At 69.0% G+C, this 21,006-nt stretch carries 21 protein-coding genes and 1 tRNA gene; 12 read left to right on the top strand and 10 right to left on the bottom strand.

What is annotated here, in order from left to right:
- Positions 1-14: 14 nt before the first annotated feature.
- Both glyA and KUG43_RS07295 read right to left on the bottom strand, forming a co-directional pair.
- Positions 15-1,322 carry a serine hydroxymethyltransferase gene (gene glyA / locus KUG43_RS07300; protein ID WP_286194515.1) on the bottom strand — a complete coding sequence of 436 codons (1,308 nt, stop codon included), beginning with the start codon at positions 1,320-1,322 and terminating at the stop codon, positions 15-17.
- Between the two features lie 129 nt (positions 1,323-1,451).
- Positions 1,452-1,525 (bottom strand) — tRNA-Arg (locus KUG43_RS07295).
- A 99-nt stretch (positions 1,526-1,624) separates the two neighbouring features.
- Here KUG43_RS07295 and KUG43_RS07290 point away from each other — a divergent pair.
- The 3 genes from KUG43_RS07290 to KUG43_RS07280 are packed head-to-tail and all read left to right on the top strand — an operon-like array spanning position 1,625 to position 2,462.
- Entirely contained in the window at positions 1,625-1,864 is a 240-nt protein-coding gene (locus KUG43_RS07290) for a 2TM domain-containing protein (protein WP_216907607.1), read from the top strand.
- Entirely contained in the window at positions 1,861-2,148 is a 288-nt protein-coding gene (locus KUG43_RS07285) for a DUF3181 family protein (protein WP_216907605.1), read from the top strand. Before KUG43_RS07290 ends, KUG43_RS07285 begins: the two co-directional genes overlap by 4 nt.
- 56 nt (positions 2,149-2,204) lie before the next feature.
- Positions 2,205-2,462 carry a cytochrome-c oxidase gene (locus KUG43_RS07280; protein ID WP_216907603.1) on the top strand — a complete coding sequence of 86 codons (258 nt, stop codon included), beginning with the start codon at positions 2,205-2,207 and terminating at the stop codon, positions 2,460-2,462.
- Here the strand turns inward: KUG43_RS07280 and murJ are convergent.
- Positions 2,459-4,063: a murein biosynthesis integral membrane protein MurJ gene (gene murJ, locus KUG43_RS07275; RefSeq protein WP_216907601.1), complete on the bottom strand. Its 1,605-nt coding sequence runs from the start codon at positions 4,061-4,063 to the stop codon at positions 2,459-2,461. The genes KUG43_RS07280 and murJ overlap by 4 nt on opposite strands.
- Positions 4,064-4,129: 66 nt before the next feature.
- Here murJ and sfsA point away from each other — a divergent pair, with 66 nt between their 5' ends.
- Positions 4,130-4,888, top strand: coding sequence for a DNA/RNA nuclease SfsA (gene sfsA, locus KUG43_RS07270; RefSeq protein WP_216907599.1), 759 nt, complete (start codon positions 4,130-4,132; stop codon positions 4,886-4,888).
- Here sfsA and KUG43_RS07265 read toward each other — a convergent pair.
- Positions 4,876-5,070 (bottom strand): DUF4278 domain-containing protein, encoded by a 195-nt coding sequence (locus KUG43_RS07265; protein WP_216907597.1) that lies wholly within the window; start codon positions 5,068-5,070, stop codon positions 4,876-4,878. The two genes, sfsA and KUG43_RS07265, sit on opposite strands and share 13 nt — an antisense overlap.
- Positions 5,071-5,377: 307 nt before the next feature.
- On the opposite strand from KUG43_RS07265, the gene KUG43_RS07260 reads away from it, so the two are divergent.
- From KUG43_RS07260 to KUG43_RS07250, 3 genes are all read left to right on the top strand, one after another.
- Entirely contained in the window at positions 5,378-6,823 is a 1,446-nt protein-coding gene (locus tag KUG43_RS07260; protein WP_216907595.1) for an ammonium transporter, read from the top strand.
- 104 nt (positions 6,824-6,927) lie between these two features.
- Positions 6,928-8,136, top strand: coding sequence for a 4-hydroxy-3-methylbut-2-enyl diphosphate reductase (locus tag KUG43_RS07255; protein ID WP_216907593.1), 1,209 nt, complete (start codon positions 6,928-6,930; stop codon positions 8,134-8,136).
- A gap of 154 nt (positions 8,137-8,290) precedes the next feature.
- The gene (locus KUG43_RS07250; protein WP_216907591.1) at positions 8,291-8,968 is read left to right on the top strand and encodes a DUF1997 domain-containing protein; all 678 of its coding nucleotides are present in this window, start codon (positions 8,291-8,293) and stop codon (positions 8,966-8,968) included.
- 51 nt (positions 8,969-9,019) lie between these two features.
- Here the strand turns inward: KUG43_RS07250 and KUG43_RS07245 are convergent, their stop codons facing one another.
- Complete coding sequence (locus tag KUG43_RS07245) at positions 9,020-9,496, bottom strand: DUF4079 domain-containing protein (RefSeq protein WP_216907589.1); 477 nt, start codon at positions 9,494-9,496, stop codon at positions 9,020-9,022.
- Positions 9,497-9,563: 67 nt separating this feature from the next.
- The gene (gene purH, locus KUG43_RS07240; protein WP_216907587.1) at positions 9,564-11,132 is read right to left on the bottom strand and encodes a bifunctional phosphoribosylaminoimidazolecarboxamide formyltransferase/IMP cyclohydrolase; all 1,569 of its coding nucleotides are present in this window, start codon (positions 11,130-11,132) and stop codon (positions 9,564-9,566) included.
- 56 nt (positions 11,133-11,188) lie between these two features.
- Between purH and KUG43_RS07235 the strand changes: the two genes are divergently transcribed.
- Positions 11,189-11,866 carry an alpha/beta hydrolase gene (locus tag KUG43_RS07235; RefSeq protein ID WP_216907585.1) on the top strand — a complete coding sequence of 226 codons (678 nt, stop codon included), beginning with the start codon at positions 11,189-11,191 and terminating at the stop codon, positions 11,864-11,866.
- A gap of 22 nt (positions 11,867-11,888) precedes the next feature.
- Here the strand turns inward: KUG43_RS07235 and KUG43_RS07230 are convergent, their stop codons facing one another.
- Positions 11,889-12,260, bottom strand: a complete 372-nt coding sequence (locus tag KUG43_RS07230) for a DUF3155 domain-containing protein (RefSeq protein WP_216907583.1) — start codon at positions 12,258-12,260, stop codon at positions 11,889-11,891.
- Positions 12,261-12,672: 412 nt separating this feature from the next.
- On the opposite strand from KUG43_RS07230, the gene KUG43_RS07225 reads away from it, so the two are divergent.
- Positions 12,673-13,803 (top strand): sensor histidine kinase, encoded by a 1,131-nt coding sequence (locus KUG43_RS07225; protein ID WP_216907581.1) that lies wholly within the window; start codon positions 12,673-12,675, stop codon positions 13,801-13,803.
- On the opposite strand, the gene KUG43_RS07220 is transcribed toward KUG43_RS07225, so the two are convergent.
- A complete protein-coding gene (locus KUG43_RS07220) occupies positions 13,763-14,539 on the bottom strand; it encodes an adenosylcobinamide-GDP ribazoletransferase (protein ID WP_216907579.1) in 777 nt (258 codons plus the stop codon). The genes KUG43_RS07225 and KUG43_RS07220 overlap by 41 nt on opposite strands.
- A 71-nt stretch (positions 14,540-14,610) precedes the next feature.
- Between KUG43_RS07220 and tgt the strand changes: the two genes are divergently transcribed.
- Complete coding sequence (gene tgt, locus KUG43_RS07215; RefSeq protein WP_216907629.1) at positions 14,611-15,732, top strand: tRNA guanosine(34) transglycosylase Tgt; 1,122 nt, start codon at positions 14,611-14,613, stop codon at positions 15,730-15,732.
- Between the two features lie 32 nt (positions 15,733-15,764).
- Positions 15,765-15,935 carry a photosystem II reaction center protein K gene (locus KUG43_RS07210; RefSeq protein ID WP_216907577.1) on the top strand — a complete coding sequence of 57 codons (171 nt, stop codon included), beginning with the start codon at positions 15,765-15,767 and terminating at the stop codon, positions 15,933-15,935.
- Between the two features lie 24 nt (positions 15,936-15,959).
- Here KUG43_RS07210 and KUG43_RS07205 read toward each other — a convergent pair whose 3' ends face one another.
- The gene (locus KUG43_RS07205; protein WP_216907575.1) at positions 15,960-16,688 is read right to left on the bottom strand and encodes a WecB/TagA/CpsF family glycosyltransferase; all 729 of its coding nucleotides are present in this window, start codon (positions 16,686-16,688) and stop codon (positions 15,960-15,962) included.
- A gap of 79 nt (positions 16,689-16,767) precedes the next feature.
- Between KUG43_RS07205 and KUG43_RS07200 the strand changes: the two genes are divergently transcribed.
- On the top strand, positions 16,768-19,998 hold the full coding sequence (locus KUG43_RS07200; RefSeq protein WP_216907573.1) for a glycoside hydrolase family 15 protein: 3,231 nt from the start codon (positions 16,768-16,770) through the stop codon (positions 19,996-19,998).
- Here KUG43_RS07200 and KUG43_RS07195 read toward each other — a convergent pair.
- Positions 19,995-20,987 carry a Gfo/Idh/MocA family protein gene (locus tag KUG43_RS07195; protein ID WP_216907571.1) on the bottom strand — a complete coding sequence of 331 codons (993 nt, stop codon included), beginning with the start codon at positions 20,985-20,987 and terminating at the stop codon, positions 19,995-19,997. The two genes, KUG43_RS07200 and KUG43_RS07195, sit on opposite strands and share 4 nt — an antisense overlap.
- Positions 20,988-21,006 lie beyond the last annotated feature (19 nt).

Here is a 21,006-nt window from a genome sequence, read left to right as displayed (position 1 = left end):
GGCGAACGGGGCCGTCAGGCGTGCTGGAGCTCACGTTGACGCCCATAGAGGGGGAAGCGCCCGCAGAGGGAGGCCACCCGTTCCCGGCAACGCAGTTCGACGGCGGCATCGTCCTGGAGCAGCAGGCGATCGGCGATGACATCGGCCACCTCGCGGAAGGCCTCGGCATCGAAACCGCGGGTGGTGAGCGCCGCGCTGCCCAGGCGCAGGCCGCTGGTGACGAACGGCGACTCCGGATCGAAGGGCACCGTGTTTTTGTTGGCGGTGATGTTGACGTCGCTCACCAGGCGGTCGGCCAGCTTGCCGGTCAGGCCGATGGAGCGCAGATCGAGCAGCACCAGATGATTGTCGGTGCCGCCCGAGACCACGGCGATGCCCCGCTCCTGAATCCGCTCGGCCAGGGCCTGGGCATTGCGCACAACCTGCTGGCTGTAGCTGCGGAAGCTGGGCTGCAGCGCTTCTCCGAAGGCCACGGCCTTGGCGGCGATCACGTGCTCCAGGGGGCCGCCCTGGGTCCCGGGGAAGACGGCCTTGTCGAACTGGCGGCCGAAGTCGGCGTCGTTGCAGAGAATCAGTCCACCCCGGGGTCCCCGCAGGGTCTTGTGGGTGGTGGTGGTGACCACGTGGCAGTGGGGCACGGGGCTGGCATGCACCCCGGAGGCCACCAGGCCGGCGATGTGGGCCATGTCGGCCAGCAGGTAGGCGCCTACCTCATCGGCGATGGCCCGGAAGGCGGCGAAATCGATCGTGCGGGGGTAGGCGGAATAGCCGCAGATGATCAGCTTCGGCCGGTGCTCGATGGCCAGCTGGCGGATGGTGTCGAAGTTCAGCTGGTGGGTCTCGGGGTCGACGCCGTAGTGGACGGCCTTGAACCACTTGCCCGAGACGTTCACCGGCGAGCCGTGGGTGAGGTGGCCGCCGTGGGAGAGATCCATGCCCAGGATCGTGTCGCCGGGCTCCAGCAGGGCCAGGAACACGGCGAAATTGGCCTGGGCGCCGCTGTGGGGCTGGACGTTGGCCCAGGACGCGCCGAACAGCTGCTTGGCCCGCGCGATGGCCAGGTCCTCAATGATGTCGACGTGCTCGCAACCGCCGTAGTAGCGCTTGTGGGGCAGGCCCTCGGCGTACTTGTTGGTGAGCACCGAGCCCTGGGCCTCCATCACGGCCCGGGAGGCGAAGTTCTCGCTGGCGATCAGCTCCAGGTGGGTTTGCTGGCGCCGAAGTTCCTTCTCGATCAGGGCGGCGATGGCCGGATCGCCGCTGGCCAGGGAGCTATCGATGGCAGCCACGCTGAAGGAGGTGGAAGCAGGGCCGTGATCCATTCGGTCCGCCATGGAGCTACTCAAGTTGAGACCGATCGTAGGCAAACGGCGCTGGGCTGGCCGGGCCCCGGTTGCCGGAGCCTCCACGACGGCAAAAAAAACCGCCCCGGGGGGCGGTGAGTGAGAGAACGCGCCTGGAGAGATTCGAACTCCCGACCCTCTGATCCGTAGTCAGATGCTCTAATCCGCTGAGCTACAAGCGCCTGCCAGGTCATTCTCACCCCACGGGGTGCCGATCCGTCAACAACGCCCTTGCCACCCCTGCCCCGATAGGGTCCGCATCAGAGCCCAGACCTTCCCCCATGCCGATCCGCTGGTACGGCCCCGCCGATCCCGACGATCCCACCTATCGGCACTTCGCGCGGGTCGTGAACCTCACCCTCCATGCCGCCCTGTTCGCTGCCGTGAACAGCGGCCTCTGGTTCGTTCAGGGGATGCGCCACCCCTGGTCCCACCTGAACTGGCTCACGCTCGGCTGGGCCGGGCTGCTGCTGATCCATGGCACCGTGGTGGTGGTGCAACGCCCCCAGCCCCAGCCATGACACTTGCTGCCGCTGATCTCGATGAACTGAGCCGCTCGATCGCCGATCGGCTCTACGTGCAGGTGGCCGGCTGGCATCTGTACCTGGGCGATGCGGGCCTGGCCCAGACCCTGGCGATCGAGTGCGCCGCCCGGCTCGACCAGGGCGCCGAAGTCTGTGCCCGCCAGGCCCTGGAGGCCGTGCAGGTGCCGATCGGCGGCGGCGGCACGCGGCTGCCCCTGGCACGGCTGGTGCCCGCCGGCCAGCTGCGGGATCTCGAAGACGTGCTGCAACCCTTTTGCTGACACTCGCAGCCGGAAGCCCCCTGTACCGATAAGGTGACGCCCCACGCAGGCGGGTCGTGCTGGTCATCGAAGTCACCAATGCCCGCGACGTGGTGCGCCAGCGCATCGGCAGGCTCGGGGGTCGTCTGATCGGCAAGGTGGTCGATGCGGAGGCCCAGGTGGAGAAGGCCCTGATCCAGGAACTGGAGACCGCCTTCCGCGATTTCGGCATCGAAGCCCGGATCTTCTCGATCGACGGCCCCCAGATGATCGGCCGCTCCCACCTGGAGATTCCCGTGCAGGTCCGCGAGGAGCGCCAGGTGCGGCTGTCCTAGGCCCTGCGGCGCACCATCTGCAGCAGCTGGCGGGCCTCCGGCACGCCGGCCAGGCTCGTCAGCAGTCCGTAGAGGCCCACCGCCAGACCACTGCAGATCACGTTCTGCAGCAGCAGACCCCCCAGGCCCGGGGGCCAGGCCACGGCCAGCGAGAGCCACCAGCAGGCGGCCCCGCCGGCCACGGCCGCCAGCAGCAGCTTGCCGCTGTCGGCGGCCCAGAGCCGCAGGGGCAGGCCCCCCAGCCGGCGGCTCAGGGCCAGCAGCAATCCCGCGCAGGTGATCAGGTTCACCGCCACGGTGGCCAGCACCAGGCCGGCGGCACCGGCGTTGAGCATCGGCAGCTGGTTGCCCCAGGCGGGGGTGGGGCCGCCGGTGAAGGCCCAGCAGAACAAGGCGTTGAGGCCGATTCCCGCCAACGACCAGCGGAAGGGAGTGTTGCCGTCGCCGAGGGCATAGAAGACACGCACCAGCACGTCCCGGCCCAGGTAGGCCGGCATGCCAATCCCGTAGGCCATCAGCAGCTGGCCCACCAGGGCGGCGGCGCCGCGGTCGAAGGCGCCGCGCTGATAGATCAGGGCCACGATCGGCACGGCCAGCGCCACCATCAGCGCCCCCAGGGGCAGCATCGTGGCGTTGGAGAGCATCAGGCCCTGGCGGATGCGGCCGATCAGCTCGGGCCGGTCCTCCGGCGCCGTGAGCCTGGCATACACCGGCAGCAGTGGCACCAGCAGCACATTGGAGAGCAGGCCCAGGGGCGTCTGCACCAGCAGGTTGGCGTAACCCAGGCCCGCCGCCGCCGCCGGCATCCCCGAGGCGAAGAACAGCGACACGAACACGTTGATCTGCAGCATCCCCGAGGAGAGGGTGGCCGGACCCATCACCTGCAGCACTTCCCGCACGCCGGGATCACGCCAGTCCCAGACCAGCTGCAGCCGGTTGAGACCCTCCTTGGCCAGGGCCGGCAGCTGGATCAGCCACTGCAGGATCGCCCCCAGCGTGGTGCTGGCCGCCAGCACCACCCCGCCGATCACCGCCGTGGCGGGCAGGGTGATGCTGCTGCCCAGCTGCCACCAGAGCAGGCCGATGCCGCCGATGACGGCGACGCTGGAGAGGAGAGGGCTCACCGAAGGCAGCCAGAACACGTCGGCGGCGTTGAGGGCGCCGAAGCCGAGGCCGATCAGACCCGCAAACAGGGCCATCGGCGCCATCCAGCGCAGCTGCAGCACGGCCAGGGCATGGCGCTCCGGATCCAGGCCGGGACCCACCAGATCGATGAGCGGATCGGCGGCCACCAGCAGCAGCACCGTGACAACGATCAGGCCGGCGCCCACCAGGGTGTTGATGCTGGCCAGCACGTGGGCGCCCTCATGGCGCGGCCTCCGGGCCAGCACGCTCACCATGGCGCTGTGGAAGGGGCCGTTGATGCCACCAAGCAGGATCAGCAGGAAGCCGGGCAGCACGTAGGCGTAGTTGTAGGCGTCGTAGGCCGCCCCGACGCCGAAGGCGGCGGCGATCACCTGCTGCCGCACCAGACCGGCCACCTTGCTGAGGGCCGTCGCCACCCCCACGATCAGGGCTATCCGGCGCAGGGATCGGGCCATGGCGGCGGGGCAGTGCCCATCGGAACGCACGGCAGTATGGCCCTCCTCCCTCGGGCAGCCGACCCCATGGCCCCAGCCACCGTTGCCATACCTGTGCTGTCCACCGGTCCGCTGGTGGAAGGGGTGCTGCTGAAGCGCTACAAGCGCTTCCTGGCCGACGTGGCGCTGGACGATGGCCAGACGGTGACAGCCCACTGCCCCAACACGGGCCCGATGACAGGGGTGCTGCTGCCGGGCGGGCGGGTGCGCCTGCGCCACGACCCCTCACCCAGCCGCAAGCTGGCCTGGACCTGGGAACAGGCCCAGGTGGGCGCCCATGGCGGCGGCCAGGTGTGGGTGGGCGTCAACACGGCCCTGCCCAACCGGCTGGTGCGGGCCACGATCGAGGCGGGGAGCCTGGAAACCTGGCTGGGCCCCATCGGCAGCGTGCGGGCCGAGGTGCCCTACGGCGAGGGGCGCCGCAGCCGGATCGACCTGCTGCTGACGCCGGCGGCGGGGGCCGCCGATCCACGGCCGATCTATGTGGAGGTGAAGAACACCACCTGGAGCGACGGCGATCTGGCCCTGTTTCCCGACACGGTCACCGAACGGGGCCAGAAGCATCTGCTGGAGCTCACGGCCTTGGTACCCGGGGCCCGGGCGGTGCTGGTGCCGTGCCTGAGCCGCGGTGATGTCAGCCGCTTCGCGCCGGGGGACAGTGCCGACCCCCGCTACGGGGAGCTGTTCCGCACGGCCGTGGCGGCCGGAGTGGAGGTGCTTCCCTGCCGCTACAGCTTCACGGACACCGCCGTGTCATTCCTCGGCCTTGCCGCTCAGGCGTGGTGAGGGTGGTAGTGGCTGCCGCGGTAGACGAGGTCGAGCCCCTCATCGGTGGGGGAAGGCTGGTGCAGCAGCGGCAAGGCGTAGTGGTGGCCGCGGTAGACGTGCTCGATCGGGGCCGCTGAGGGGCGCTCGTCGTGGGAGTGGTCGTAGGGGAGGCCGCGGTAGCAGAGGGCGGAATGGGCCATGGGAACAGGAGCGGAGACGGAACGGCTGGAGCTGGGGCCCGCTCTGGTCGCGCCGGAGTGCGCCAAGGGGGACATGGACCTGCCTGATGCATTTCTAGCGCCTTTGCAGTGTTCAGGATGAACATTTACGCAAACTCTTTGCACACTTTAAGCAAAATGGCTGGAAGGGGCCCTGCGCCGAGGAGTGCGCCTTGGGTTTCTTTTGGTAGCGAATCGAACATTGCGAAGGGAGCACGTCATGGATAGTCGGTGCTTGTTGATGCCAGCACTGGCGTCAGAAGTCGGACGTTCTCTTCACCACGTTCCCATGATCGCTTCAAGTCACCAGCCCAGAGTTCGACCACCGAGAAGCCTCAAAGAGGCCAGTCTCCTTGAGGCGCCCACCCTGTTAATGCGCAAGGTTCGTGGTCTTTCCTCCCAGGAGGGGCTCACCTGGCTCGCCTGCGTGCCTCTGGCTCTGTTCGGCCTGGGCGTGTTCAACCTCTCCGCCCACGCGGCCGAACTGCCCGAGCTCACCCCCGCTTTCCTGATCAATAACCTCTGGTTGGCCATCGCGGCCTTCCTGGTGATCTTCATGAACGCCGGCTTCGCCATGGTGGAGGCCGGTCTGTGCCGTCAGAAGAACGCCGTCAACATCCTGGCCAAGAACCTGATCGTCTTCGCTCTGGCGGTAACGGCCTACTGGTTCATCGGCTATTCCCTGATGTACGGGGATTCGATCGCCGGTGGCTGGCTGCACTTCAAGGGTCTGTTCTTTGATCCCACCGTCACCGCTGAAATGGTGACCGAAGGCAAGCTCACCCCGAGCGTCGACTTCCTCTTCCAGGCCGCCTTCGCCGGCACCGCCGCCACGATCGTCTCCGGCCTGGTGGCCGAGCGCATCAAGTTCAAGGAGTTTGTGATCTTCTCCCTGATCCTGGTGGGCATCATCTACCCGATCGCCGGCAGCTGGAAGTGGAACGCCAACGGCTGGCTCAACCAGCTCGGCTTCATCGACTTCGCCGGATCCACCCTGGTCCACTCCGTCGGCGCCTGGGCCGGCGTGGTCGGCGCCATGATTCTCGGCCCCCGCATCGGCAAGTACGTCGACTCCAAGCCCCAGGCCATCCCCGGCCACAGCCTCGCCCTGGCCACCCTGGGCGCCCTGATCCTCTGGCTCGGCTGGTACGGCTTCAACCCTGGCTCCGTTCTGGCCATGACCGAAGCCGTTCCCTACATCGCCGTCACCACCACCCTCGGTGCAGCCGGCGGCGGCATCGCCGGCACCCTGATCTCCCAGTTCCACTCCGGCAAGCCCGACCTGACGATGACCATCAACGGCATCCTGGCCGGCCTGGTGGGCGTGACGGCCGGCTGCGACGGCTTCCCGATGTGGGCTGCCTGGGTCGTGGGATTCATCGGCGGTGCCATCGTCGTCTACGCCGTCAGCTTCGTCGACTCGATCGGCATCGACGATCCCGTCGGCGCCTTCTCCGTCCACGGTGTGGGCGGTGTCTGGGGCACCCTGGCCGTAGGCCTGTTCAACAAGGACGCCGGGCTGCTCTTCGGCAAGGGCTTCAATCAGCTCGGTCTCCAGTTCCTCGGAGTCTTCGCCTACGCGGTCTTCACGATCGTCACGGCCTGGCTTCTCTGGAGCATCCTGGGAGCCCTCTCCGGGGGCATCCGGGTCCATGAGAAAGAGGAGCAGGTGGGTCTCGACATCAGCGAGCACGGCATGGAGGCCTACCCCGACTTCGTCTCCTCCTCCAACTGACACAGGGTTTTTTCCCCCTGAATACAACCGCGGTTTCGGCCGCGGTTTTTTTTCGACCGACCCACCGCCGCCCCCCATAGAGTCGGCACACCTGGACATGGCCTGTGGACACCCGTGCCTTCAAGCGCTCTCTCCACCATTCGGATCGCTACAACCGCCGCGGCTTCGGCCTGGGTGAGGAGGTCGCGGGCAGCCTTGAGCAGGCCTACCAGAGCAATCTGATCGCCAGCCTCAGGGAGAACGGCCACGTGCTGCAGCGCGGCCGGCTCAAGATCCGCCTGGCCGAGGCCTTCGGCTTCTGCTGGGGCGTGGAGCGGGCCGTGGCGATGGCCTACGAAACCCGCCGCCACTACCCCAGCGAACGGATCTGGATCACCAACGAGATCATTCACAACCCTTCGGTCAACGCCCATCTGCGCGAGATGGACGTCCGCTTCATCCCCGTCGACGACGACGTCAAGGACTTCTCCGAGGTGGGGACCGGTGATGTGGTGATCCTGCCCGCCTTCGGCGCCACGGTGCAGGAGATGCAGCTGCTCAATGAGCGCGGCTGCCACATCGTCGACACCACCTGCCCCTGGGTGTCGAAGGTATGGAACACCGTGGAGAAGCACAAAAAGCATGCCTTCACCTCGATCATCCACGGCAAGGTCAAGCACGAGGAGACACTCGCCACCAGCTCCTTCGCCGGCACCTACCTGGTGGTGCTTGATCTGGCCGAGGCCCGCATGGTCAGCGATTTCATCCTCGAGCGGGGCCAGGGGGCCATCGATCGACAGGCCTTCATGACCCGGTTCGCCAATGCCTGCTCCCCGGGCTTCGACCCGGACCGGGACCTGGTACGGGTGGGCGTCGCCAACCAGACCACCATGCTCAAGAGCGAAACCGAGGAAATAGGCCGCCTGTTCGAGCGCACCATGCTGCAACGCTTCGGCCCCGCCGAGCTCGACGAGCACTTCCTCGCCTTCAACACGATCTGCGATGCCACCCAGGAGCGCCAGGACGCCATGTTCGCCCTGGTGGACGAACCCCTCGACCTGATGGTGGTCATCGGCGGCTACAACTCCTCCAACACCACCCACCTGCAGGAGATCGCCGTCAGCCGCGGCATCCGCTCCTTCCACATCGATACCCCCGAGCGCATCGGCCCGGGCAACCGCATCGAACACAAGCCCCTGGGGGGCGCCCTCGAGACCCTGGAACCCTTCCTGCCGGCCGGCCCGGTCCGGGTGGGCATCACCTCCGGCGCCTCCACCCCCGACCGGGTGGTGGAGGATGTGATCGAGCGCCTGGTGGGCCTCAGCGAAGAGTGAGCCACCAGCCGGGATGACCCCACCCAGAGCCGGGGCTGACCGGGTGGCTTTACATTCATGAAAGGTTTTCCTCTCCCCCACGGCCGCCGGTGAGAGCGCAACCCCGGTCCTTTCCAGCAGCTCCCTTCTGACCCACCGCACGCCCCAGATCACGATGGCGGCAGGTTCCTCCCTGCACCAGGCTCCCGACGATCCAGGGGCCCCCAAGAGCGAACCCCTGCGGGAGCGGTCCGACCCCTCCGTACGTCGCTACGCCAGCGCCTTCGCCGATCTGATGGAGATGCGGGCTCCTGCTGCGGTGGTGGGCGCCTACCTCGACCGCCACGAAGGCTGGTTCCGCCGCTGCGCTGCCCCCATGACGGTCGAACCGATCGGCAGCCAGGGTTACGTGCTCACCCTTGGCCGGTTCGGCAACTTCGGCTTTGAGGTCGAGCCGACGATCGGCCTCGAACTGCTCCCCCAGGCCGCCGGCGTCTACCGCATCCTCACCGTGCCCCTGCCCCAGGTGGATGAAGCCCTGCAGGGTCTCTACGACGTCGAATTCGCCGCCTCCCTCAGGCTCGACGAGGCCGGCGGGGCGGAGGTGTCCACCGAAGAGGTGGATGGCGTCATGTTGCACACCCTGGTGCGCTGGCAGCTGGATCTGGCCGTGTGGCTGCGACTGCCCGGCATGCTCTCGATCCTTCCCGACCACCTGGTCCAGAGCAGCGGTGACCACCTGCTGCGCCAGATCGTGCGACAGATCTCCCGGCGACTCACCTGGAAGGTGCAGGAGGATTTCCACGCCAGCCACGGCATCCCCTGCCCTCCCCGGCGCCGGGCCCAGTTCTGAAGGATCAGCTCTCTGGCCGCCCGCTGGACGGTGCCACGGCAGAGCCGGTTCTCAGGCCGCCGGAGCGGTGAGGATCTTGTTGACGATCTGCATGCCGCTGACGGCCTGCCAGAGGAACAGGGTCATCACGGTCATGTTGAGGCCGACGTGCACTTTGCGGGCGATCAGATTGCCCGCCTGCATCAGCGGGGACAGGGCCGCCGCCATGGCGATCAGGGAGGCCATGGCCAGTCCCACCAGCAGGTGCGGACCGACGAACAGCTTGCCGTTGTTGATGTAGGTGACGGCCATGCCACCGACGAGGCCGAGCACGAGCACGGCCAGCACGAGGCTGCCGAAGAGGTAATGGCGTTTGGCGAACTGGCCCTTGATCAGCTCCTTGCGGTCCTCGGGCGTGGCCGTGCGGGTCTTCTTGGCCTTGATGCCCAGAAACATCGCATAGCCCGCCAGGCCCAGCAGCACCCACATCAGCAGGGGGTGCACGAAGTTGAGGCCAAAGGCAAGGGAACTGGGAAGGGCGGCGAACATAACGCGTCAGAACTCCACCGGGCCAGGGCCGGCTGTGAGTCCAACGAAGTTACAACTGCCGGCGGCCTCAGTGCAGAAAATGACGACGGCCGGTGATCACCATCACCATGTCGTTGGCCTGGCAGGCGGCGATCGAATCCGGGTCGCGCTTGCTGCCGCCGGGCTGAATCACCGCAGTGATGCCATGCCGTGCCGCCAGCAGCACGGTGTCATCGAACGGGAAGAAGCCGTCGCTGGCCAGAACCGCCCCGCGGGCGGCGTCGCCGGCGGCCTCCAGGGCCAGCCGCGCCGAGCCCACCCGGTTCATCTGGCCAGCACCCACGCCGAGGGTGCGGCCGCCCTGGGCCACCAGGATGGCGTTGGAGCGCACATGGCGCACCACCTGCCAGGCGAAGCGCAGATCGCGCCACTCGGCTTCGCTGGGCTGGCGATCGCTCACCACCTGCCAGCTGTCGGGATCGGCGCGGCCATCGTCCGCCTGCTGGGCCAGCACGCCCCCGAGCACGCTGCGCAGCTGCAGGCGCCCGGAGGCTTCCGCCACGGCCATGGGGTCGAGCTCCAGCAGACGCAGGTTGGCTTTGGCCGCCAGCCGCTGGCGGGCCTCCTCAGAGAAGGACGGCGCCACCACACATTCCAGAAACAGCCCCGCCAGGTGATCGGCGGCGGCCCGGTCCACCGCGCCGTTGAGGGCGACGATGCCCCCGAAAGCCGAGACCCGGTCCGCATCCAGGGCCCGCAGCAGCGCGTCAGCGGTGTCGACGCCGAGGGCGACGCCGCAGGGGTTGGTGTGTTTGATCACCACGGCGGCCGGCTCGGCCCCGGGGCCGTAACCGAACGCCGCCACTGTGGTGAGGGCCGCTTCCAGGTCGATCAGGTTGTTGTAGCTGAGCTCCTTGCCCTGCAGCTGGCGGGCCGCCCCCCAGCCCGCGTTGGCCTCTCCGAACCAGAAGGCTCCCTGGTGAGGGTTCTCGCCGTAGCGAAGCACCTGGCGCAGGGGCTGCTCCAGCCGCAGGGGCTGCTCGGTCCACCCGATGGCAAGCGCCTCATCAGCATCAGCCAGGCGACCCTCGATCCAGGCCGCGATGGCGGCGTCGTAGCTGGCGGTGTGGGCGAAGGCGGCCAGCGCCAGCCGGCGCCGCAGGGCCCCATCGACCTGGCCCGCCGCCAGGGCATCCAGGAAACCCGGGTACTGGTCGGGATCGGTGAGCACCACCACATCCGCGTGGTTCTTGGCAGCGGCGCGGACCATGGCCGGCCCACCGATGTCGATGTTCTCGATCGCGGTCTCCCAGTCAACGCCGGGATCCGCCACGGTGGCCTTGAAGGGATAGAGATTGACCACCACCACATCGATCGGGGCGATCCCGTGGGCCTCCATGTCGGCCCGGTGGGCAGGGTCGTCCCGGCGGGCCAGGATGCCTCCGTGGATGCGGGGATGGAGGGTCTTGACCCGTCCGCCCAGGATCTCCGGGGCTCCGGTGTGATCCGCCACCTTCGTGACCGGCAGGCCAGCGGCGGCAAGGGCCGCAGCAGTGCCGCCGCTGGAGAGCAGTGCGTATCCCTGGGCCAGCAACCCCTCCGCCAGCGGCACCAGGCCCCGCTTGTCGGACACGCTCAGGAGGGCCGTGGGAGCCATGACGGCGGAAAGGGCAGTGGAGGAGCCAACCTACGCAGCAACAGCGGAACGCCACCGTGCCCACGGATCCCTACGCCGAAGCCCAGCTGAGCGAAGACGACGGCACCGCCCTCTGGGTGGGCCCTCGCCAGGCCGAGCACCGTCTCGTGCTGCTGCACGGCTGGGGAGCCGACGCCGACGATCTGCTTGAACTGGGGGCGGAACTGATCAACGCCGATCCCGCCAGCCTCAACCTGAGCGTGGTGGCGCTGCGGGCGCCCCTGCCCCATCCGGGAGGATTGGGCCGCCAGTGGTACGACCTGCAGCAGCCCGAGTGGCCCCAGTTGCCCCAGGCACGCCGCGACCTGCGGCAACGGCTGCTGGCGCTGGGCCGCAGTGTGCCTCTCGAGAACACCTGCCTGCTTGGCTTCTCCCAGGGGGCCGCCATGGCCATCGACGTGGCCACCGGCTGCGGCGCCGACGCCTGCGACCCCCTCGCCCTGGCGGGCCTGATCGCCTGCAGCGGCTATCCCCACCCCGACTGGCAGCCCAAATGTCCCCGCACAGACATCCTGCTTACCCATGGAGAGCAGGATCCTGTAGTGCCCTTCGCGGCGAGTCGGGCGCTGGAGAGCGCCCTGGCAGGGGCCGGGGGATCGGTGCGACGGGTCGCCTTTCCAGGCGGCCATTGCATCGATCCCGACCTGATCATCACCATGCGGGATTTCCTGTTGGCTGGCTGGCGGGGACGCTGACCCCTCCTGCCAGCCCTCGGAATCAGACGAAGGCGTATTCGTACTCTTCCATTTCCTCCCAGTCATCGGAGGCGAGCGCTTCAAGGCCTTCGAACAGGACCTCTTCGCCGATGCTGTCGACGATCAGTCGCAGGGAGGGGAACAGGAAATGGTTCTCTTCGGCGTACTGGGCGCTGAACAGACCTTTCTCCCCCCAGAAGAAGCGGTCGGTGGTGTGCTCGTTGCGGCGCACGTTGAGGATCGCCGGGGCCATCAGCTCCGTTTCGGCGATGTAGCGGCGCGCCGCCGTGACCGGTTTGTGGGCGCCGGTTTCGAGGTTGAACGTGGGGACATGGGCGAGGACCCGCTGACCCGCGAGACGACGGCGACTGATCCGCTTGCGCTTCTTGGACATGGCACGTATCCCGGTGAAGGGAGACCGAAAGGTGGAGTTTGGGGGGGGGGCTGCAGACGAGCGAGGGTCGGCAGGAGCCGACGACGAGCGCCATGGCGGGCCCGCCACCCTGGAGAGAGATGGCGGGTCCACGTCCACACGACTGTCGACCTGAAGCGGGTCGGAGAGAATCACCGTCGGTAACGCCGGCCTGAACCCCTGGAGGGGTGGTGGCCGGGACAGAGGCGGTATGCAGCTGCCCCTGCTGTAGCCTTGGATGCGAGCGAAGCGCAACACTGGCTGTTGCGACTGCAACTTTCCGCCCGTCCGAGGACTGCGAGGTAGTGGTCGTTACCGACAGCTTAAAACTATTTTTGCGTTTCTACACGCCTCTTTCCAAAATTCCCCGCACGGACGCGGTCCGCGGGTCGTGATGCCTGTCTCCGAGCGGTTTCTGGCCCTGGTGGGCTTCCAGCTGGGTCAGTTCATCGACTGCCCGGAGGTCCGATCCTTGGTGGTCTACGTCACCCAGCAGGGCGAAACGGGCCAGCCCACCCTGCTACCGGTCGGCCACTGGCCCCCGGACGAGCGGGCCCTGCCTCCTGTGGACACGGTCAGCCGACTGCGGGTGCCCGCTGAGCAGCGGCGCTGGCTGCCCCTGCGCGATGGCCAGCGACTGCTTGGTGCCCTGCAGGTGGAGGCCTCGCGCAACCCCTGGCCCGAGCCCCTCGCCCAGCGGCTCCAGGCCGTGGCCCTGGCCCTCACCGAAGCGCTGCGGCTGGATCTGGAGGGCGGGGAACTGCGCCAGCGGCTCACCGAGCGGGAAGAACAGCTGGGGCTGCTGCTCCACCAGCTGCGCAACCCCCTCACCGCCCTGCGCACCTTCGGCCAGCTGCTGCTGCGGCGTCTCGGCCCCGAGCACAGCGACAGCTCCCTGGTGCAGGGCCTGCTGGCCGAGGAGCGCCAGATCAACCGCTATGTCGATGCCATCAGCGAGCTGGTCCACCCCGAAGGCCTGCTCGTCAGCACCGCCTCCCCCCAGCCGCTGCTGCTGCCACCGCTGCTGAGCGGGCCAGAGGGCCAGCCCCTGGCCGGACTGCTCGAACCCCTGCTGCAACGGGCGGCCGCTACCGCCACCCTGCAGGGCCGGGACTGGCACGGACCCGAGGCTCTGCCCGACTGGAGCGGCGACAGCGGGGCGGTGGCGGAAATCCTGGCCAACCTGCTGGAGAACGCCTTCCGTTACAGCCCCCACGGCGCCAGCGTCGGCCTGCACACAGCCAGCGACGGCCAGCTGCTCCAGCTCACGGTGTGGGATGGCGGGCCCGCCATCGCGACCGAGGAGCGGCAGGCGATCTTCGGGCGGGGGGTGCGGGGAACGCGGGGCCAGGACCTGCCCGGCACCGGACTGGGGCTGGCCCTGGGGCGGGATCTGGCCCGCAGCCTGGGCGGTGAGCTGGAGCTGGTGGTGCCGCCCCGGGCGCTGGCCGAGACGCTGCCCGAGCAGGGCAACGCCTTCCGGCTCAGCCTGCCGCGGCCGCCAGCCGCAGCGCCGAGGCGATGAGCAGCAGGCCGAGGGATTCGCTCCACTCCACGCAGGCCCCATAGGTGTCGCCGCTGTGGCCGCCCAGACGGCGGCCCAGGGCCACCGGAACGAACAGGGCCGGCACCAGGGCCACCAGGCCGGTGGGCACCGGCCAGGACGCCAGGCCTGGCCAGGGCAGCAGCAGCAGCAGCGGCAGCAGCAACAGGGTGGGCCGCAGTTCCACCGCCAGGGCGGCCCCGTGGGCGCGATGGAAGGCGGCGCTGCCACCGGGCCGCAGGTAGGGGAACCAGGCCATGGCGGGCAGGGGCGCCAACCGCCCGCAGACCGCCGCCCAGACCAGGGCCATCGGCGCCGCCGCCCCCAGCAGGGCCAGGGCCGCGGTCCGCAGCAGCAGCACCAGCACCAGGGCCTGCACCCCGCTTGCCCCCACCCGGCTGTCGGCCATCGCCTCCAGGCAGCGATCCCCGGCAGCCAGGCCATCGGCGCTGTCCATCACGCCATCCATGTGCAGGCCGCCGCTCAGCCACAGACCCAGCGCCAGCACCAGGGCCACCTGGGCCACCAGGGGCACCTGTCCCTGCAGCCCCCACCACAGCAGGGCCTGCAGGGCGCCGAGAACGGCACCGATCCAGGGCGCGAAGCGGGCGATGCGCTCGAAACGGGGCGCCGGCGCCGGCCAAGCCGGCAGCACCGAATAAAAGATCCAGGCCCCGGCCAGATCCCGCAGCCACGGTGGAGCGCTCAGGCGGGGCATGGGGGCAGGGGCGTCGGTGACGGTGGCGGCAGGAACCCCGCGTAGCGTCGCAGCAGAGCAGGTTCGGCGCCATCGCCTTCAACTTCACGATCACCGCCCGCTGCCCGCGGACCCGGGCCCGCTGCGGCTGCTTCACCACCCCCCACGGCACCGTGCAGACCCCCCGGTTCATGCCGGTGGGCACCGCCGCCACGGTCAAGGGTGTCACCACGCCGCAGCTGCAGGAGACCGGGGCCCAGATGGTGCTGGCCAACACCTTCCACCTGCATCTGCAGCCGGGGGAGTCGGTGGTGGAGGACGCCGGCGGGCTGCATCGCTTCATGGGCTGGGACGGTCCTCTGCTCACCGACTCGGGCGGCTTCCAGGTGTTCAGCCTCGACGCCATCAACCGCATCGACGACGACGGGGTGGTGTTCCGCTCCCCCCGGGACGGCTCGCGGATCGACCTGACTCCCGAGCGCTCCATGGCGATCCAGCGGGCCCTGGGCGCCGACGTGGCCATGGCCTTCGACCAGTGCCCGCCCTATCCCGCCAGCGAAGCGGCGGTGGCCGAGGCCTGCCGGCGCACCCACCGCTGGCTGGAGCGTTGCGTCGCCAGCCATGGCGGCGGCGACCAGGCCCTGTTCGGCATCGTGCAGGGGGGCTGCTTCCCCCATCTGCGCGAGGCCTCGGCCCGGGTGGTGGCGGCGATGGACCTGCCCGGCATCGCCGTGGGCGGCGTGAGCGTGGGGGAACCCGTCGAGGAGATGCACCGGGTGGTCCGGCAGCTGGGGCCCCTGCTGCCGGAGCAGCGCCCCCGCTACCTGATGGGGGTGGGCAGCCTGCGGGAGATGGCGATCGCGGTGGCCAACGGCTTCGACCTGTTCGACTGCGTGCTGCCGACCCGGCTGGGCCGGCACGGCACCGCCCTGGTGGGGGGGGAGCGCTGGAACCTGCGCAACGCCCGCTTCCGCCACGACCACGCCCCCCTTGATCCCAGCTGCGGCTGCCTGGCCTGCCGTCAGCACAGCCGCAGCTATCTGCACCACCTGTTCCGCAGCGAGGAGCTGCTGGGACGCACCTTGTTGAGCCTGCACAATCTCACCACCCTGCTGCGCTTCACGTCCGCCATGGCGCGGGGGATCAGCGAGGGATGTTTTGCAGAGGATTTCGCTCCCTGGGAGCCCGACTCCCCGGCCGCCCACACGTGGTAGGTTCCGGCCATTGCAATGGTTTTCCTCCAGGCATGGCTCTCTCCCTGCTGGCCGGCTCCGCGCCCCACACCACGCCTCACATCCTGGCCCAGCTTCCCGAGGCCTACCAGGCCTTCGGCCCCCTGGTGGACATCCTGCCGATCATCCCCCTGTTCTTCCTGCTGCTGGCCTTCGTCTGGCAGGCCTCGGTCGGTTTCCGCTGAGCGTCGTTCGCACAGCCCCGACACTCAGCGGCGCTCCTGCAACACCGCCCAGGCAAAGGCCGGCAGTGAGAGCATGCGCCGCCAGCGGCTGGGTTCCTTGATCAGGCGGTAGAGCCACTCGATCTGCAGCGCGCCCATCCAGCGGGGGGCGCGGTTCTTGACGCCGGCCCAGACGTCGAAACTCCCCCCCACCCCCATCCACAGCCCGGTGCGTGGCTGGGGCAGCGCCTGGATCCAGGTCTCCTGGCGCGGCACACCCAGGGCCACCAGCACCAGATCGGGGCGGGCCTGCAGCAGCTGACTCTCCAGACCAGGCCAGGCCTTGGGGGGCTGGTAGCCGTGAACGCTGAACACCAGCTGCAGATTGGGCAGATCGTGGGCCAGACGCTCCCGCAACTGATCCATCACCGCCGGACTCGCCCCCACCAGGGCCACCCGCCAGCCCACGGCCGCCGCATGCTCCAGCAGGTGACGGGCCAGCTCGATGCCGGGGCTGCGGCGGACGCGATGGGACTGGCGGCCCAGGGCCCAGACCACCCCGGCGCCATCGGGGATGACCATCCGGGCTGCCTCAATCGCCGCCCCCAGGGCGGGATCCGCCCGGGCCGCCATGGTCATCTCCGCATTGAGGGTGACGATCTGGCCGCCGCCGGCCCCGTGCAGGGCGACGGCATCCCGGAACACGTCGTTGCTTACATTCACAGGAATGCCCAGGACGCGGGCACGGACCGGCGTGGTCGCGAGGGCTGCCATGGGATGGGGCGACGGCGGGGAGAATCTATGGCCTGGCTCCGAAACAGCAACCTCCGGCACGCCCCGTCCTGACGCAACCATGAGCACCACGGCGAGCAACGGCGACAGGGGAGCGGCGGAGGCCCAACAGCTGCTCGAACGGCTCGACCGCCAGATCGAGCATGTCGTCCTGCGCCGGCAGCATCCAATCACCGGTCTGCTGCCCGCCAGCACCGCCAGCACCGTGCACGGCAACTACGGCGACGCCTGGGTGCGGGACTGTGTGTATTCGATCCAATGCGTCTGGGGGCTGGCCCTGGCGCACCGGCGCCTGCAAGGACCCTGCCGCCGCTCCTTCGAGCTGGAGCAGCGGGTCCTGCAGCTGATGCGAGGCCTGATGCGCTCGATGATGCGCCAGTCGGCGAAGGTGGAGCGTTTCAAGACGAGCCTGGAGCGGCTCGACGCCATCCACGCCAAGTTCGACACGGCCACGGGCGATCCGGTGGTGGCCGACGACGGCTGGGGCCATCTGCAGCTCGATGCCACGGCCCTGTTCCTGCTGCAGCTGGCCCAGCTGACCCGCTCAGGGCTGGTGATCATTCAGACCAGCCCCGAGCGCGATTTTCTCCAGAATCTCGTCTACTACGTGGCTCGCGCCTACCGGGTGGCCGACTACGGCATCTGGGAGCGGGGCGACAAGGGCAACCACGGCCAGCCGGAACGCAACGCCAGCTCGATCGGCATGGTCAAGGCCGCCATCGAATCCCTCATCGGGCTGGATCTCTACGGGCCCCATGGCGACGGCAGCAGTTGCCTGACCATTCCCCACGACGCCATCGTGCGGCTCAGGCGCGCCCTGCGGGGCCTGCTGCCCAGGGAATCCGCCAGCAAAGAGGCCGACAGCGCCTGCCTTTCGGTGATCGGCTACCCGGCCTGGGCCGTGGAGGATCCGGCACTCGTGGAGCGCACCCGGGAGAAGATCCGCAGCGAACTGGCGGGGTCGTACGGGTACAAGCGCTTCCGCCGTGACGGCCACCAGACCGTTTTGGAGGACGTGAGCCGGCACCACTACGAGCGGGAGGAGCTGGCCCAGTTTGAGCACATCGAATGCGAGTGGCCCCTGTTCCTGGCCTACGAGCTGATCACGGCCTGCTGCGAGGGCCGCTGGGACGAAGCCCGCCAGTGGCGCCAGCAGTTGGAGGAGCTGAGCGTTCCGGTCGACGGGGAAGCCCTGCTGCCGGAGCTCTACCTGGTGCCAGAGCGGCTGATCGAGGCGGAGCGGCGCCAACCCGGCAGCCAGATCCGGGTGGCCAACGAGAACGTCCCGCTGCTCTGGACCCAGAGCCTCACCTGGCTGTCGGATCTGCTGTTGCACGGCCTGATCACCGCCGACGACCTCGATCCCTGTGGCCGTCGCCACCCCAACCCGCCGGGGGCCCAGGAGGTGCTGGTGGCCCTGGCTCCCGCCGATGCCAGCGTCGCCGCGGCCCTGGCGGACGCCGGCCTGCCGGTGAAGCTGCTGCCGGCGGGAGAGACGCTCCCCCTGCGGGTGGCCAGTTCCCGTGAGTTGGCCCGGCGCCTGGCGACGGTGGGCGCCAATGGGCGGCTGGGGCTTTCCGGCCATCCACCCGTGCGGATGGAGACCCAGGCGACCGCCAGGCTCTACCGCCACAACGGCGAACTGATCGGCTTCCTGCCGGCGGTGCTGGAGGAGGACACCTTCTACCTGGCCGACGATGCCCAGGTCCTGGTGGACACGGTGGCCACCGAGGTGCGGGTGCTGCAGCGCCATTGGCGGGGCGAGGGAGCCCCCCTGCTGCTCGTGCCGGTCCACGCCGGCCCCTTCCGCAGGGACCCCGACGCCTTCCTTGACCTGGGGCGTGATCTGCAGCGGGGCCAGCTGGGCTCGGTGCCCGTACGCCTGGTCTCCCTGGAGGAACTGGTGCCGCTGGCCAGTCTGATCGACCTGCCGCCCCAGGCCCTGGCCGCCTGTGACCTGGTGCCCGACGGCCACACCCTGCTGCCGGCCAGCGCCAGCCACCAACCGCTCACCGCCCGCCAGGAACAGGAGCTGGAGGATGTCCCGCTGGCCCATCTGGTCGATCGGCTCTGGAGCAGTCGCTCCCTGGAGGAGCAGGCTGAGGTGCTGGAACTGCTCAGCCGGCGGCTGGGTCCCAATGCCCGCCTGCAGGGGCCCCGCAGCGGTCCTGGGGTGCGGCTGATGGTGTTGCTGGAGGAGGTTTACCGCCGCGGCCTGGCCGATGCCGACTGGAGTGTGGTGCGCCGCGCCGCCGGCGCCATGGGCCTGGTCCACCCCCAGCTGGAGGATGCCCTCACCGATCTGCTGCTGCGCCAGAAGCAGGTGGTGGTGGGCCGCAACTACACCCACGACTCCCTGCTCAGCCAGCCGGAAGGAAGCCTGGCCATCGCCGCCATGGTGCGCCGGTTCAGCGGCGAGGACGGCCGCGAATGGATGCTCCAGCAGGAGTTGCTGCTGGCCATCGATGCCCTGGCCCGCTCCAACGTGAACCTGCTCAGCGGCAGCCTCACCCTGCAGCTGGGCCAGTTCCTGCTGTTGCTCACCGGTGAACTGGCGGCCGAGGCCAACCTCAGCCCCAGCGAGGCCTTCGAAAGCCTTTGCAGCCTGCCCCCCCACGCCATCCGCCGCCGGCTCCAGGCCGTGCTGGCCGACGTGGAACATGCCCGGGCCTCCCTGCAGCGCAAGGAGCAGCTGCACCTGCGCGGCCGGGTGCGCTGGGAGGTGCCCGATCCCCTGGCCGAGCTGCCGAAGGACGGCAGCTGGCTGCAGCACCGCATGCGGCTGGGGGCGCTGCAGCGGGTGCCGAAGGACTTCTACCCGGGCATCTGGGACCTGCTGCACCACTGCCGAGGCCTGGTGATCGGCGACAAGCTGGAGCGACGCAACCGTCTGGAGAGCGCTCCGCTGCTGCGCGAGAAGACGCCAGGGGAAAAGAACTTCGCCATGTTGGTGGAGCACCTCCTGAGCAAGATCGAAGCCCCGGAATACCGCCGGCTGTGCATCGAAACCCTGCTCACCCTGATGGCCTTCATGGCCGCCAACCCCCAGGTGCAGTTCGACGACGACCTCGCCCTCGACGTGGTGATCGGCCACGCCGTGCGGGCGGGCTGGCAGCAGTGCCATCCCGAGGTGCCCAGCGACCAGTACGGCCCCCACAAGGCGGAGGCCTGGGATCTCTTCTATCGCTCCTCCCCCGCCGACTGCCGCCGCTGGCAACTGCTGGCTCTGCAGGAACTGACCGACCGGGAGGTGGTCCCCCTGGACCGGACCAACCGGCGACAGGTGACCTAGATCGGGGCCTCCAGGGCCATGCAGAGGTTGGGCTGCTCGACACACTGCTCGATCAGGTCGGCCAGCTGCAGCGCCCGCGAGGCCTGAAGGCCATCCACAGCAGGGGTTTCGCGGCCCCGCACGCACTGGAGGAAGTGCTCGAGTTCGGCGTAGAGGGGTTCGATGGAGGTGGTGCTCACCTCCTCGATGAAGCCGTCGTTGCGGTAAAGCAGCTCGCCGTGGTCGGCGCTCACCGACTCATGGGAGCGCCTGTGGATGCGCAGATTGCGGTTGAGGAAATCCGTCTCCATCAGGCTGCTGCGGCAGTGGGCGCTGAGACTGCGGATCTTGCGGTGGGCCATCTTGCTGGCCGTGAGGCTGGCCACCACGCCGTTGGCGAAGCCGAGGGTGGCGTTGACGTAATCGATCGGGCCATCGGAGCTGCGGCCCCCGGCCGCGGCGAGACGCACCACGGGGGAAGCGGCCAGTTCGAGCACCAGATCGATGTCGTGAATCATCAGGTCGAGCACCACCGACACATCGTTGGCCCGGTCGGCGTTGGGGCTGTGGCGTCGCGCTTCGAGCACCACCACCTCCTCGTTGGCCACCACCCGCAGCAGCTCCCGGAAGGCGGGGTTGAAGCGCTCGATGTGGCCCACCTGCAACAGGCGACCGGCGGTTTCGGCGGCGCGGATCAGATCAGCCGCCTCCTCCTGGGTGGCGGCGATCGGCTTCTCGATCAGCACGTGCACCCCGGCCTGCAGGCAGGTCATGCCGACCCGGTGGTGCAGCAGGGTGGGAACGGCGATGCAGACGGCCTCCACCTCACCCAGCAGGTCCTCGTAGGTGGGGAACCAGCGGCAATCGAACTGCTCGACCGCCAGACGGCCACGGGTTTCGTCGGGATCGGCGACACCCACCAGTTCGGCGTCCCGCAGCAGGCTCAGCACCCGAGCGTGGTGCCAGCCCATGTTGCCGATGCCGATGACACCCACGCGCACTGGGTTCATGGCAGGGGCGGAGCAGGTG

This window comes from Synechococcus sp. CCY 0621, from assembly GCF_019038465.1.
GTDB lineage: Bacteria > Cyanobacteriota > Cyanobacteriia > PCC-6307 > Cyanobiaceae > Cyanobium.
This window is presented reverse-complemented; position numbering and strand designations above follow the sequence as displayed.